Source organism: Kribbella sp. NPDC056861, from assembly GCF_040687575.1.
Lineage (GTDB): Bacteria > Actinomycetota > Actinomycetes > Propionibacteriales > Kribbellaceae > Kribbella.
The window spans coordinates 141,426-154,541 of sequence record NZ_JBFBNQ010000002.1 but is presented as its reverse complement, the minus strand read 5'-3'; the positions used below and the strand labels follow the sequence as shown (position 1 = coordinate 154,541).

Genomic DNA, 13,116 nt, shown 5'->3' with positions numbered 1-13,116 from the left:
ACAAGAATAGTCGCCGCCGTGCTTGTGGTTGGCGAGGTGCCGCGGCGTGCACCGTAGTGAAGCAAAAGGCAGTCAAGAAATCTTTAATGAGGTAGAGGTCGCTGAGGCCGGGGAGCTCCCTCATCGCACACCTGGTCATAAAGCGAGCGAGACGCCCAAAGTCACGCGAGGAATAGAACTTGAGCCGAAAGCTCTTGTAGGTATAGTTGCCCGTGACCTCGGTGCGGCGAGCCTGTGCGGACACGCCGTCGTGACTGTGTCAGACTTGCGCCGCAAGTTGAATCTCAGCGTGGAGGGTTGTCGGTGCGCGAGGTTGAGGTGAAGTACCACGTCGAGGACGTGGAGGCTTTGCATTTGGCCCTCAAGTCGGCTGGCATCGCCCTGAGCCCGCCGGTACTCCAGGATGATCAGGCGTACGCCCCTGAGGACTGGTCGTACGGGGATAGCAAGTTGGGTGTGTCGTTCGTCCGCCTGCGTGCTATCGAGGGCCAGCACACGTTCACTCTCAAGAGGCCGGCAGAGAACGCGTTGTCGTGCGATGAGCACGAGACAGCAGTCGATGATCCAGATCAGATGCATCATGCGATCTTGGCGATGGGATACCGCCCTACTGTTCGCATCACCAAGACTCGTCGTACCGCGGTGCTTCCGGACATGAGCTTGTGCGTTGATGAGGTTGACGGCATCGGCACCTTCTTGGAGCTGGAACGCATCGTCTCGCCAGAGGCCTCAGGCGTAGAAGTACAGGCCGAGCTTGCCGGGTTCGTCAACGGGCTCGGTGTACCGGCCAGTCGCACCGATGAGCCTTATGACGCATTGGTGCGGGCAGCTCAGCAGTCACGTTAAGCGCTCTGGGAGATGGTCGAGTATCTGCGGTAGCAGGTCGGCTAGCACCTCGGCTGCACTCTCCTCAGCGACGGTCCGTTGCAGGATGTTCCAGTTGGCTTGCTCGAGTTCTTGGCTGACTTGTTGGTAGAGGGCATGTTCAGCCTCGGCGTCGCCGGCATGGAATCGGCTGTAGATGCCGCGCTGGAGCGCCCGTCGCTTCGAGAGCTCGGGATTGCCGCTTAGGACGATCGTCAGGTCGGGCGGGTCGGCGTACTGGTTGAGTGCCCAGAGAAATCCGGGATCGATGCCGTCCATCTGCTGGAGCACGAGGGTGCTGGGCACGTAGCGGTCGCACACGATGATCGCACCGTCTGAAATGGCGGGCCGAATGGTTTGCTCGAGGTGGTGGTACCGATCCGCAACCACGAGGCAAGCAAGGGTCAGTTCGCTGAACTCCCGCGTCCCGTTCCTGGCCATCTTGCCCAGATTCGAGTCGGTGGGTTCCTTCGTGCTGACGACGCGGAGGCCACGCTGCCTCAGTTCCTCAGTGAGGAGCCCAACTAGCGTGCTCTTGCCGACACCGCTCGGCCCTTCGATAGCGATGAACCCACCGGAGGCCGGCGTCATGCGGCACGCACTCTGGATCGCGAGTGCTGCTCGCGGGTCAGAAGGGTCAAACGGTCTCGCACCTCATCGATCGACGCTTCCCCGAACTGGATATTGACCGAGAAATTGAACTCGTCGCGTCCGCGCATGGCTTCGTCGACGCCACCGCTGGTGAGGTCGACGGCGCTGTAATCGAGAAGCTGCTGTGGTTCGTACTTGCCAGTCGAGATGAGCCGGTGCCACTCGGGAGTACCGGGGTAGGGGCGGAACTCGAAGACACTGGCCCGGAAGCGCCCGGGATAGCGATCGGTGATGTCCCAGAGCCTGAAGGCGAGATCCACCGTCTCGCTCAGCTCTTCGCGCGTCTCGGTCGGAAACCCGAGGATGAAGTACCCCTTGACTGAGATCCCGCGGGCCGTCAGCCGCTCGACGACAGAAGCCGTCATATCAGGCGTGATGCGCTTGCCCATGTACTTGAGGAGACGTTCGCTGCCGGACTCGACCCCTAGTGCGATCTCACGGCAGCCGTTTGCCTGTAGGACGTCGAGCATGTCGTCACTCATGCGGTGCAGGATGTTGATTCGTCCGGTGGCGTCCCAGACATGGCGGTTGCCGACCTGGTGCTCGGTGAAGGCAGCCATGCACTGACGAATGAACCGTTCGTAGCCAAGGAACAGATCATCAACGAAGCGGAACGCTGTCACGCCGTACCTATCGTCAAGCTGTCGCATCTCTTCGATGATGTTCTCCGGACTGCGGGTGCGGATCGTGATGTCGGAATTTGCCGACACCGCCGCGCCACAGAACGAACAGTCGTAGGGGCAGCCGCGAGCGCCGACCATGTTGGCCTCTAGTCGGCCGTCGCCAGCTCTGTACGGGTCGTCGGCGAGGAACTTCCGGTCAACAAAGGGAAGTTGGTCGACGTCGGGCGCCAGGTGGTGGCCGAGGCCCATGCCGCCACCAGTGACAGGCGTCTTGAGAATCGGGTCACGCCACATCACGCCGGGAAGATCGGCGCGGCTGCGCCTATCTCTCAGCAGTTCAGCCACGCGAGTTTCGCCTTCTCCGAGCACCAAGGCTTCGACGCGGTTGAACCGCGGATCCATCAGTGTTTCGGCTGGCATGGCCTTGGCCTGGTGTCCGCCGACCATAAGGTCGATGGCGGGGTCGAGGCCGGCAGCGATTTGAGCGCTGATCTCGTAGGTGGGGGCGAGCAGATTGAAGCCGACCCAACGAGGCTGGAGGGCGTTGACCTGGGTGATGGCCTCGTCGATTCCGAGGCCGAGCGATTCGGCGTCGAGCACACCGACGTTGAAGCCCTGATGCTCCGCATAGGTGGCGATGTAGCCCATACCGAGGACCGGCAGTGTGAAGTCGTTAGTACGTGGCCTGAGGCTGTAGTCCCGAAGCGGCGCGTTCAAGAACACTGCATCAAGGCGGCGAGTTGGGTCAGATCCGGCGACGGAGTCGCTAGCCGATGTCTCCATGTTTACTTCCCCAAGCGAGAGTCAGGAGCGTCAAAGACGACAGATGATCGCCTGCCAACGTGCGCCATACCCCTTCAAAGGCGGGCTCATCACTTGGCCAGACGTATGACGGTGCTGCTCGTTTGGCCCAGGTTCGGACGGCGAGGTCGGCGTACGGGTAGAGCGACCAGTCGTTGCTCCAGTCCGCCACTGCCGCTCGCGCAGTCCAAGGGCCGATGCGAGGCACTGTTTGAAGTGCATCAATAAGGTCGGTCGGTTCCAGGTCATGCCAGAGTTCGCTGTGGTCGATGTACGCCTGAGCGGCGGCCTGTATTGCGGGCCGCTTGAACGCCATGCCAACCGACTTGAATTCATCGGCGCCAATCTTCAGAACCATTTCCGGACCCGGGAACAGGCTGTGCACCTGGCCGTCCGGCAAGATTGCTTGTTCGCCAAACTCTTCACAGAAAGCGCGGTAGAGCTTCTTTGCCTGACCAGCGCGGATGACCTGGCGAATGATGGCGGTGCCGATGGCGTCCCAGAGGTTGAGGTTGCGCATCCGGGCAACCGTTCCCATATCGCTGAGGGCTGCCGTCAGCTCGGGTGCCGCCCCTATTCTGCCGCTGAGCGAGAAGACGTCGACCGTGGGCGTCATGGATGACTCATCTAGCGACTGCTGGACGATCGATCCACCGTCTGTTGTGACGAGCCAGCGTCCGCCGTCGGGCATGGCGACAATCCGGCTCGCGCCGTCAGCCGTCGCGCTCCAAGACGCATGTTCTGTCATCACGAAATCCACTGTCGTCATTTGACTTATTGCCTTTGCGGTTAGGTAAATAGGTAACAACCTATTATCTCACGGCGAGATAGGCCTGCCTGTCACGTGCCTCCGAGTTTGTTGACGAGATTAGAATGCGAACAACGACCTTTGAGTGTGAATGATCGCTTGAATATCTCGATTGCGTAGCTGTTGCAGAGCAGGCCGCGCCGCCCTCGTCAGGGCTGCAAACCTGGTAAAAGTGGGCGGCGCGGCCACTCCCGACGGGTTCGCATCGGGAGGTTTGGAGCGGCTGGCGCGGTTCAGCCTCGTCCCCTGTTCCGCGCCAGCCGGTCTATGGGGTCCCTGTCTGAGCCGGTGAGGAGCCAGGGGACTCGGGGAGGGCTCAGACAGGGACGTTTTGGTGACGGAACTGGTGGTGTACAGCGATCTTCTGCACGTGAGGTTGTGAGGACGACGACTCCCCCACCGGTTCCGCCAGATCATGGGGTGTTGCTCGCGATGACGACTCTTGCGCCAGTTGCTCGCTCGAAGGTGTCCTTGACGTCATGGGTCACAGCCAGAGCGGCGAAGTGCAGTCGGCTGGGGATGACGACCGTCGTCACCTCATAGCGGTTGACTGCGTCGATCAGCGCTTCAAACGCTGCCGGCGTCGTCTCGGTCTCTTCGGTGTAAATCGTCCCCATCGCAAAGCCTTCGACCCGAGCGAACTCCTCAAGCTGAGCCTTGATGTCGACCAATTCGCCGTCGGTCATGAGCAGGTGCTTGAGGACGTACCCGAGAAGCAGCGGACGTGTGTAGTCGACGTCGCTCACCGCTCCTCGTCCCGCCACTGCCGGAACTTGGTGATGAGATGCGCCCAGAGTCGATCCCACCAGGGACGGCGGCGCTGTCCTTTCACGAGAGGTCGGCATCTGACACCGCCGGCTCAATGGTTACTCGCAGACTGGCAAAGCGCCGAGTCATCGCGGCCTGGTACCGGATCGCTGTCTCTGGCTCGGCGGTGTACTCCGCGATGACGTGTTCGCCAAACCAGACACGGACCCAGCGATCCGTTGGGAGCGGACGCTCCGCAAGCGTGGTCATTCGCCACGCACCTCCCGAACGATGTCGCGGACGATGAAGATGTACAGCACGGCGGAGATGAGTGTGAGGACCCACGTACTTGCTGTCATGCCGATAGACGATCCCGGTTCTGCCGGGCGGTATCCACGCCGTATTCTCGGCTGAATACAGGACGGGTGCACAGAATGCGACCGCGCAATTACACTGTTCATAAGATGGACGACGAAGCGGTTGTGCTAAACATCCTGACCTCGGCGCGAGGCAGGAGTGCCGTCGCGTCCGGCAGCCATGGAACCGTCGTTCGCCTTGTACGGCAGGCACTTGGGCTACATCAGAGCCACGTGGCCAGCCGATCGGGGTACTCCCAGGCAACGATCTCTCGGATCGAGCAGAACCACTTGCGCGATCCAGTTGTTCTGATGGATCTGGCTGATGCGTTATCTATCCCACGCGGCATCTTCGGCGGCAGGCCTGACAACGACGGCCTTACAGGGCCTAGCCTGGAAGACATGGAACGTCGTGAGATGCTCAAAGCCGCCCTCGCCGTGGCATCCGCTGCCATGCTTCCGACCGCCGTCTCGGATTCCAGCCCAGGTCGCAAGATCGGACTGGCTGTCGTCAATGAATGTTGGACCGCTCTTGATCGCTTGCAGAATCTTGAAGCGACCCAAGGCGGCGGTGTCGTCTATGAGCTGACCGCCGGCATGGCGACACGTCTTCGGAGCACGCTGTCTGGCGCGAGCTACACCGCCGCGGTGGGCCGGAGCCTTCGTCAGGTCACGGCAGCCACGATGATCCAAGCCGGATGGCAGGCGTACGACGCTCGACAGCGTGAAGCGGCTCGGCGCTGGTGGCTAGAGACGCTCCATCTCTCCGACCTTGGTGACGGTATCGAACAATGGCGGATGAGCGCCCTTGCTTCGCTCTCGCGAGAGGCTGCCGATAGCGCTGATCGGGGTCACGACGTGATCGGGCTGGCGCAGTCGGCCGCCAAAATCACCGGGGCGTCGCCGGCCATGCTGTCGCTCTTGGCTGCCCGCGAGGCGATGGGGTACGCAGCTCTTGGAAACGACGCCGCTTCTGCGTCTGCGTTGACGCGTGCACAGAGACTCCTCGATCGGGGCCGAGCCGAGAATGAGCCGCAGTGGCTGCGATTCTGGGGCCCGGGCGATTTGGCTATCCACGAGATGCACGTCGCCCGCCTGAGTGGTCGGATGCCCGCTGCTGAGCGCGCTGCACAAGAAGCGGTTGCCTCTGTGGACCCGATTGCCGCACCGCGGAATCACGCCATCTACGTTGCACATCTCGGCAACTCGTTGGCCCGTGTCGGCAAGTACGAAGAGGCGGTGGCCGTGAGTCGCCAGGCGCTCAGCAGCACTGTTCGGAAGGGTTCTCAGCGGGTGACTGCCGAGCTGCGGGAAACTGCTCGATTGCTAGCGGGGGCGACATACGGGCCTGCCCGAGACTTCGCCACCACGATCGACCGACTGCTCCTCCCAGCGGTATGAGCGGCCTCGATGGTGTCGTGTTGCACGTCCATGGTCCGAGCACAGCAGCCGACCAGTTAGAGGCCGTCAAAGAGCTGTACGCCGAAGCCTTCTTCCCGCCGCCACACAACCAGGGACCGGTTCAGCTCGAGCGAATGGCTGAGTCATGGCCGGGGCGTCTGACCGCTCCCGGCTTTCGGTTGGTGGTTGCCGAACATGAAGGCAAGCCGATCGGGTGCATCTATGGGCATCAGCTCGCCGTAACGACGAAGTGGTGGCAGGGCGCGATCGATCCGATCTCTGATGAGATCACGAGGGAGTTCGAGGGTCGCACGCTCGGAGTCATCGACATGATGGTGCGATCCGAGTGGCGACGACATGGTGTTGCGCAGGCGCTGCACTCACACTTCCTGGTTGATCGCAGTGAGGAGCGAGCAACCTTGCTCGTGGACCCGATCAACACGCCGGCGCGTGGGGCCTATTCGAAGTGGGGTTACGAGGTCGTCGGTCGCATCCAGCCATTCCCGGACATGCCGAAGTTCGAGGCGATGGTCAAGGAGCTCTGAGTCGCGCGCCCTGATTGGCACGCTCAGAGCCCCGGTGCTCTCTGCGGAAAGCCCCCGCTGGTCGGTATGACGGAGTTCGACTGTCCGCCGCAGCCGGGCACCCTCGCGCAAGACGGGCTTCGAGGTCGACAGCCTGGCCAAGCTGGGGCGACGCTGTCGATCTTCCGGTTCGGTGGTGATCCGCGGCTGAACTCGTTCGTGGATCTGCTCGCTCGCCGCAGTGGCGGTCTGGTGCTGGGATCCCGGACGGCCTCGGCGCGGCCGTCGTCGGCGACTACCTGAGGACCCCGAGGTTGGCTCTGACCTTCCCCAAGGCGAGGGTCATGGCTGGATGACCCGGCTTCTGTGAGCGTTCCCTCACCGCACAACTTCGATGAGTCAGAGGTCGGGATCGCCACCCAAGAGCTTCATAGCGTTGGCCAGAATTTGATTGTCCAAGGAGGGCCAGGTCATCTGAGTTGCAGGGCCGTTGCTGGGCCGTACATCAACGGCGGGAGCTGGCAGATGGCTTCGAGCGCGTGAAATTACAATACTGCTTGGCCAGTCCATGTCTGGTCGGCGAAAGACATACTCCGTGCAGTTTCTGGCAATGGCCTGATTGACGACCTGTGCCATGGTCGCGCTAAGTTCTTGTGAATGACCAATCCTTGGAATCGAAGTTATGGTCAAAAGCCGATGTGGGGTTATCGGCACGTGAACTTCGTGTAGCTCCGGAAGCGTCTGCGGAGTGTTGGTGACCGTGCCAGAACTGTCGGTGACGACGACAGGGGCGTCACCCGTCACGAGCAGCGCCTCCACGGAGTGCGACAAGTGCCACTCCATCTTGCTGAGTAACAATCTCAGTCGCTCCGCCTCCCGGATCATATTGCGCATGATGGAAGCCTTGGAGGCTTCAAGGTAAGCTTCGGGAGTCCGTGGAGCGAGTTCTTTGGCTAGTTGCGCAAGGTCGAAGCCGCCATCTTTAAGTGAAGGATTCGTACGCACTGCTTCCTGGATCACATCGGACGCGAACAGAGTCGGGGCGAGATGGTGAGTCAGTTCGATCATCAGTTCCCGAAAAGCGACCGTGCGAACCATTTGAAAAGCTATGAAAACCTCAAGGGTTGCCCTGTCGGCGCCGGGGTTGGGTAGTGTCCCTTTTCTCAGATTGACCATTATCGGTCCGACTGGATTCTCGAGGCTATCGCCGATCAGCTTCTCTAGAAGGTCTGGTTCTCCATCTATGCTGTAGAAGTCCGTTACGACTGTGGCCTGCTTGATCGTCAGGTGCTGGTCGGATGAGGTTCGGCCGCGGGCGATTACCATGTTCTTGGCTATGCCTTTGGTGTGACAAAATCCGCGCAGATACAGCTTGGGTACTGTGTGGTGCTCCCGCCTGACCTGCGTTGCCATGTATCTATTGTCCTGATCTTGGCAACAGCGTTTCTCGCGCCGTCTTCGATGACTGGCGTACGGCTCACGTCCTGCGCGAGCGGCCGCCGGGCGTGTGCTCATCTCGAAGGTGAGCATGCGCCCGCTTTCGTGTTTCCACGGGAAAACCCGCGTTTGTCCTGCGTTGTCAACGTGGTAAGGGTTTTCCGACCACTGGATGTGGGCAGCATCACCCGTCTCATCGTGAGACCAGTGTTCAACTGGCATGGTTTTTGCGCTTACTCTGAAAAGACGCCCTCGCCACCGAAGTCGTCGGGCCAGCGGCCACCAAGCCGCGCCAGTCACGCCGCCCACACCTCAGGGAGTCACCGTGCCGAAACTCGTCTACGACTTCGCCGAAGGCAACAAGTCCATGAAGGAACTGCTCGGTGGCAAGGGGGCGAACCTGGCCGAGATGACCAACCTGGGGCTGCCGGTACCGCCCGGTTTCACCATCTCCGCCGACGCCTGCAAGGTGTTCCTGGCCACCGGTTCGGTGCCGCCCGAGCTGGCCGACGAGATCGATCACCACGTCGCCGCACTCGAGCAGAAGATGGGCAAGAAGCTCGGTCAGGCCGACGACCCGTTGCTGGTCTCGGTCCGCTCCGGCGCCGCGGTCTCGATGCCCGGCATGATGGAGACCGTCCTCAACGTCGGCCTCAACGACGACTCGGTGAACGGCCTCGCGCAGCAGTCCGGCAACCCGCGGTTCGCCTGGGACGCCTACCGCCGGCTGATCCAGATGTTCGGCAAAACCGTGCTGGGGATGGAAGGCGACGTCTTCGAGGACGCGATCGAGGCGGCCAAGCAGGCCAAGGGGACCAAGAACGATCTCGACCTGGACGCCGACGACCTGAAGGCGCTGGTCGACAACTTCAAGGCGGCCGTCAAGCAGCACACCGGCCGTGACTTCCCGCAGGACCCGCGCGAGCAGATGGACCTCGCCACCGAGGCGGTGTTCGGCTCCTGGAACTCCGAGCGCGCGATCCTGTACCGCCGTCAGGAGCGGATCGCCAAGGACCTCGGTACCGCGGTGAACATCTGCTCGATGGTGTTCGGCAACCTGGGCATGGACTCCGGCACCGGCGTCGCGTTCACCCGTGACCCGTCCAGCGGCCAGCCCGGCGTCTACGGCGACTACCTGCAGAACGCGCAGGGCGAGGACGTCGTGGCGGGCATCCGCAACACGGTGCCTCTCGCCGACCTCGAGCAGATCGACAAGAAGTCGTACGACGACCTGATGGCGATCATGACCAAGCTCGAGGGTCACTACCGCGACCTGTGCGACATCGAGTTCACCGTCGAGCGCGGCAAGCTGTGGATGCTGCAGACCCGGGTCGGCAAGCGGACCGCCGGGGCGGCGTTCCGGATCGCGACCAGCCTGGTCGACGAAGGCGTGATCGACACCGACGAGGCGCTGCGCCGGGTGAAGGGCGCGCAGCTGGCCCAGCTGATGTTCCCGCGGTTCGACGGCGATGCCTCGAAAGACCTGGTCACCAAGGCGATCGGCGCCTCACCGGGTGCCGCGTCAGGCAAGGTCGTCTTCACCTCGGCGGCCGCCGTCGAGGCCGCTGAGGCCGGCGAGAAGGTCATCCTGGTCCGCCGAGAGACGAACCCCGACGACCTGCACGGCATGATCGCCGCCCAGGGCGTGCTGACCAGTCGCGGCGGGAAGACCTCGCATGCGGCAGTAGTTGCCCGAGGCATGGGCAAGACCTGTGTCTGCGGCGCCGAGGACCTCGAGGTTGATGTTGCCGGGGGCAAGATCAAGGTCAAGGGCCGGACCGTCTCCGAGGGTGACGTGATCTCGATCGACGGCACCACCGGCGAGGTCTTCCTCGGCGAGGTCCCGGTCGTCCCGTCGCCGGTCGTCCAGTACTTCGAAGGCTCGCTGGCGGCCGACGAGGGTGACGAGCTGGTCGCCGCGGTGCACCGGCTGATGACGCACGCCGACGAGATCCGGCGGCTCGACGTACGGACGAATGCCGACACCGGCGACGACGCGGCCCGGGCTCGCCGATTCGGTGCCCAGGGCATCGGTCTGTGCCGGACCGAGCACATGTTCCTGGGGGAGCGCCGGGAGGCCGTCGAGCGGCTGATCCTGGCCGACTCGGCGGAGGAGAGCGACGCGGCGCTCGCAGTACTGGAACCCCTGCAGCGCAAGGACTTCCTGGAGCTGCTGGGCGCGATGGACGGGCTGCCGGTGACGATCCGGTTGATCGACCCGCCGCTGCACGAGTTCCTGCCGCCGCTGACCGAGCTGGCGGTCAAGGTCGCGCTGGCCAAGGAGCGGGGCGAGGAGCCGGGGCGCGACGCCGTCCTGCTGACCGCGGTCGAGCGGCTGAACGAGCAGAACCCGATGCTGGGGCTGCGCGGTGTGCGGCTCGGGCTGATGATCCCGGGCTTGTTCAAGATGCAGGTGCGGGCGATCGCCTCGGCCGCCGCGGAGCTGGTCAAGGCCGGCAAGGATCCGCGGCCGGAGATCATGATTCCGCTGGTCGGCGCGGTCCAGGAGCTGCAGTTGGCCCGCGACGAGGTCGAGGCAGTGCTCGCCGAGGTGGCCTCCTCCGAGGGCGTTGAGTGGGCGACCCCGATCGGCACGATGATCGAGCTGCCGCGGGCCGCGGTGACGGCCGAGCAGATCGCCGAGTCGGCCGAGTTCTTCTCCTTCGGCACCAACGACCTGACCCAGATGACCTGGGGTTTCAGCCGCGACGACGTGGAGGGCTCGTTCTTCTCGAAGTACCTGGAGAAGGGAATCTTCGCGGTCTCGCCGTTCGAGTCGATCGACCGGGAAGGCGTCGGCGCGCTGGTGCGGATGGGCGCCGAGCGCGGCCGCTCCACCCGCTCCGACCTGAAGCTCGGGGTCTGCGGCGAGCACGGCGGTGACCCGGACAGCATCCACTTCTTCCACGAGGTCGGCCTCGACTACGTCTCCTGCTCGCCGTTCCGGATCCCGGTCGCGCGGCTGGAGGCCGGCCGCGCCGCGTTGGCCTGACCTCCGGACACCGCACCACTTTGTGTCAGAGGATGACTGCAGACGGTCACGCCTTTGAACGGGGAGCTCAGTGGTGCGGTGGAAGCGGGTCCTGGCTCGGATCTTGGCGCGAGTCGGCGGCGGCAAGGAAGCCGGCTGGTTCCTGCTGATCGTGGTGGTCCTGGTGTTGCTGGTGGTCGGTGGCGTGCGGTTCTACCGCGACTACGCGGCCGTCTCCGACTCCGGAGCGCCACTCGACGATCGGGGGAGCGCCTACCTGTACTTCGACCGGCCCGGCGTGACCGCGACGATGGAGGTCACCGTGCGGGACGCGACGCTGGACTTCGACGTACAGGTCGACAAGTCGTTCGCCGGAGCTGAGGTTGGCTACTCCCTGGTCCTGACCGGCAATGCCGTCTACACGGCCGGTGGCGAGGTCGTGGACGGCTGCCCGGGCGACGCAGTACGCAGTACGGGCGGGGTGCGGTGTCAGGTCGGCAAACTCGATGCTGCGATGACGAGTGCGGCACCTGAGCTGCCGACCGAGGCGAGCGTGATCAGCGGGCGGATCGTTCGCGATGACGACGGGCTGGCGGCGACGATCGGCGTCGACACCGGACGCGGTTTCTCCAACGCCGACGGCAAACGGATCTACTTCGGTCTGCCGGCCATCGGGACCAGCTACCTGCCGACCGCTGAGCGCCGCGCGGTGAGCTTCCCGCTCAACGGCGCGAAGGTGCTCGTGCCGGAGCGGCTCACGCTGACGATCGACTACGGCGAGCTGCCGGTGACCAACCGCGCCGAGAACGTCAGCCCGGAACCGCTCGTCGCGGGCACGCTGTTCTGGTACGAGGAGGACGTGTCCGCGATCAAGGGCCGCGGCTCGCTGGTCGACTCGATCACCGAGGACGACGAGCAGCGCACGCTCTTCCTGGTCGGCCTGTACGTCGGACTCGCCACCGCTTTCCTGCCGCTGCTGCTGCCCGCGCTCTGGCGCTCCGGCGGGCGCATTCGTCGTAATCTTCAGCAATGAGCCGGGAGACGTTGCGTCAGACCTTCGGAGAGGACGCGGAACTCTACGACCGGGTCCGCCCCACCTACCCACCCCGCCTGTACGACGACCTGGCGGCGCTGCTCGGCAAACCCAAGCGCCCGCGGGTGCTGGAGATCGGCTGCGGCACCGGTCAGGCGACCAAGCCGATGCTGAAGCGCGGCTGGTCGGTGAAGGCGGTCGAGCTGAGCCCGGAGCTGAGCCGGGTGGCACGCGCCAACCTGCCGGAGCTCGAGGTGATCACGGCGCCGTTCGAGAGCTGGCCGTTGCCGGCCGAGAAGTTCGACCTGGTGCTGGCCGCGACCGCGTTCCACTGGGTCGACCCCGAGGTGCGGGTGCCGAAGTCGGCCGACGCGCTGCGTCCCGGCGGGTTGCTCGCGATCGTGTCGACGCATCACATCGCGGGTGGCAGCGAGCAGCTGTGGATCGATGTCCAGGGCTGCTACGACCGCTTCACCGAGGATGCCCAGCAAGGCGGGCTGCAGCCGGCGGACGCAGTACCGAAGGACTCGGCCGAGATCGACGCCAGTGGCCGGTTCGGACCGGTCGTCTTCCACCGTTACGAGTGGGAACAGACCTACACGACCGCCGAATACCTCGATCTGCTCAGTTCTTATTCGGGACACCGGGCCTTGACTTCGCAGCGCCGTGACGGTCTGTATGGCTGTGTAAGCGCTCTCATCAACGCCGCGGGCGGGTCGATCACCAAGCGTTACCTGACCGAACTATCCGCTGCAAATCAACTTAACCAACCTCTTGCATCCAGCTGATCCGGTGGTCAAACTAACCGAGCGGGAAGGGCGATCACCGTCGACTTTAGGGTCCGACCTGAACCAGCCGCTGTGGCGGCTCGTGACTCCCTTCCCGCACCAACGTGGAGTC

At 63.6% G+C, this 13,116-nt stretch carries 13 protein-coding genes; 7 read left to right on the top strand and 6 right to left on the bottom strand.

Annotated elements, in window-relative coordinates:
* Positions 1–303 precede the first annotated feature (303 nt).
* Entirely contained in the window at positions 304–846 is a 543-nt protein-coding gene (locus AB0P21_RS07740; RefSeq protein ID WP_363694657.1) for a class IV adenylate cyclase, read from the top strand.
* Here the strand turns inward: AB0P21_RS07740 and tmk are convergent.
* The 5 genes from tmk to AB0P21_RS07715 all read right to left on the bottom strand — a co-directional run bounded on the left by tmk (position 838) and on the right by AB0P21_RS07715 (position 4,764).
* A complete protein-coding gene (tmk, locus tag AB0P21_RS07735; protein WP_363694655.1) occupies positions 838–1,455 on the bottom strand; it encodes a dTMP kinase in 618 nt (205 codons plus the stop codon). The genes AB0P21_RS07740 and tmk overlap by 9 nt on opposite strands.
* Positions 1,452–2,921, bottom strand: coding sequence for a radical SAM protein (locus tag AB0P21_RS07730; protein ID WP_363694653.1), 1,470 nt, complete (start codon positions 2,919–2,921; stop codon positions 1,452–1,454). The genes tmk and AB0P21_RS07730 overlap by 4 nt, the downstream gene beginning before the upstream one ends.
* Complete coding sequence (locus AB0P21_RS07725; protein WP_363694652.1) at positions 2,905–3,708, bottom strand: hypothetical protein; 804 nt, start codon at positions 3,706–3,708, stop codon at positions 2,905–2,907. Before AB0P21_RS07725 ends, AB0P21_RS07730 begins: the two co-directional genes overlap by 17 nt.
* Positions 3,709–4,160: 452 nt before the next feature.
* Positions 4,161–4,493, bottom strand: coding sequence for a hypothetical protein (locus tag AB0P21_RS07720; protein ID WP_363694651.1), 333 nt, complete (start codon positions 4,491–4,493; stop codon positions 4,161–4,163).
* 82 nt (positions 4,494–4,575) lie between these two features.
* Positions 4,576–4,764 (bottom strand): hypothetical protein, encoded by a 189-nt coding sequence (locus tag AB0P21_RS07715; protein ID WP_363694649.1) that lies wholly within the window; start codon positions 4,762–4,764, stop codon positions 4,576–4,578.
* Between the two features lie 194 nt (positions 4,765–4,958).
* Between AB0P21_RS07715 and AB0P21_RS07710 the strand changes: the two genes are divergently transcribed.
* The 3 genes from AB0P21_RS07710 (at position 4,959) to AB0P21_RS07700 (ending at position 7,078) form a co-directional block, all read left to right on the top strand.
* The gene (locus AB0P21_RS07710; RefSeq protein ID WP_363694648.1) at positions 4,959–6,251 is read left to right on the top strand and encodes a helix-turn-helix transcriptional regulator; all 1,293 of its coding nucleotides are present in this window, start codon (positions 4,959–4,961) and stop codon (positions 6,249–6,251) included.
* Positions 6,248–6,796: a GNAT family N-acetyltransferase gene (locus tag AB0P21_RS07705; RefSeq protein WP_363694647.1), complete on the top strand. Its 549-nt coding sequence runs from the start codon at positions 6,248–6,250 to the stop codon at positions 6,794–6,796. The genes AB0P21_RS07710 and AB0P21_RS07705 overlap by 4 nt, the downstream gene beginning before the upstream one ends.
* A gap of 66 nt (positions 6,797–6,862) precedes the next feature.
* Entirely contained in the window at positions 6,863–7,078 is a 216-nt protein-coding gene (locus AB0P21_RS07700) for a hypothetical protein (protein ID WP_363694645.1), read from the top strand.
* Between the two features lie 96 nt (positions 7,079–7,174).
* Here AB0P21_RS07700 and AB0P21_RS07695 read toward each other — a convergent pair whose 3' ends face one another.
* Positions 7,175–8,188 carry a DUF4238 domain-containing protein gene (locus AB0P21_RS07695; RefSeq protein ID WP_363694644.1) on the bottom strand — a complete coding sequence of 338 codons (1,014 nt, stop codon included), beginning with the start codon at positions 8,186–8,188 and terminating at the stop codon, positions 7,175–7,177.
* 349 nt (positions 8,189–8,537) lie between these two features.
* Here AB0P21_RS07695 and ppdK point away from each other — a divergent pair, with 349 nt between their 5' ends.
* The 3 genes from ppdK (at position 8,538) to AB0P21_RS07680 (ending at position 13,004) form a co-directional block, all read left to right on the top strand.
* Positions 8,538–11,204 carry a pyruvate, phosphate dikinase gene (gene ppdK / locus AB0P21_RS07690; RefSeq protein WP_363694643.1) on the top strand — a complete coding sequence of 889 codons (2,667 nt, stop codon included), beginning with the start codon at positions 8,538–8,540 and terminating at the stop codon, positions 11,202–11,204.
* 73 nt (positions 11,205–11,277) lie between these two features.
* Complete coding sequence (locus tag AB0P21_RS07685; protein ID WP_363694642.1) at positions 11,278–12,216, top strand: hypothetical protein; 939 nt, start codon at positions 11,278–11,280, stop codon at positions 12,214–12,216.
* Entirely contained in the window at positions 12,213–13,004 is a 792-nt protein-coding gene (locus AB0P21_RS07680) for a class I SAM-dependent methyltransferase (protein WP_363694641.1), read from the top strand. Before AB0P21_RS07685 ends, AB0P21_RS07680 begins: the two co-directional genes overlap by 4 nt.
* Positions 13,005–13,116: the final 112 nt, after the last annotated feature.

Bases quoted from the DNA above. Each gene is read 5' to 3' on its own strand.
- tmk (WP_363694655.1), bottom strand. From the start codon at position 1,455: ATGACGCCGGCCTCCGGTGGGTTCATCGCTATCGAAGGGCCGAGCGGT.
- AB0P21_RS07730 (WP_363694653.1), bottom strand. From the start codon at position 2,921: ATGGAGACATCGGCTAGCGACTCCGTCGCCGGATCTGACCCAACTCGC.
- AB0P21_RS07725 (WP_363694652.1), bottom strand. From the start codon at position 3,708: ATGACGACAGTGGATTTCGTGATGACAGAACATGCGTCTTGGAGCGCG.
- AB0P21_RS07715 (WP_363694649.1), bottom strand. From the start codon at position 4,764: ATGACCACGCTTGCGGAGCGTCCGCTCCCAACGGATCGCTGGGTCCGT.
- AB0P21_RS07710 (WP_363694648.1), top strand. From the start codon at position 4,959: ATGGACGACGAAGCGGTTGTGCTAAACATCCTGACCTCGGCGCGAGGC.
- AB0P21_RS07705 (WP_363694647.1), top strand. From the start codon at position 6,248: ATGAGCGGCCTCGATGGTGTCGTGTTGCACGTCCATGGTCCGAGCACA.
- AB0P21_RS07700 (WP_363694645.1), top strand. From the start codon at position 6,863: ATGACGGAGTTCGACTGTCCGCCGCAGCCGGGCACCCTCGCGCAAGAC.
- AB0P21_RS07695 (WP_363694644.1), bottom strand. From the start codon at position 8,188: ATGGCAACGCAGGTCAGGCGGGAGCACCACACAGTACCCAAGCTGTAT.
- AB0P21_RS07680 (WP_363694641.1), top strand. From the start codon at position 12,213: ATGAGCCGGGAGACGTTGCGTCAGACCTTCGGAGAGGACGCGGAACTC.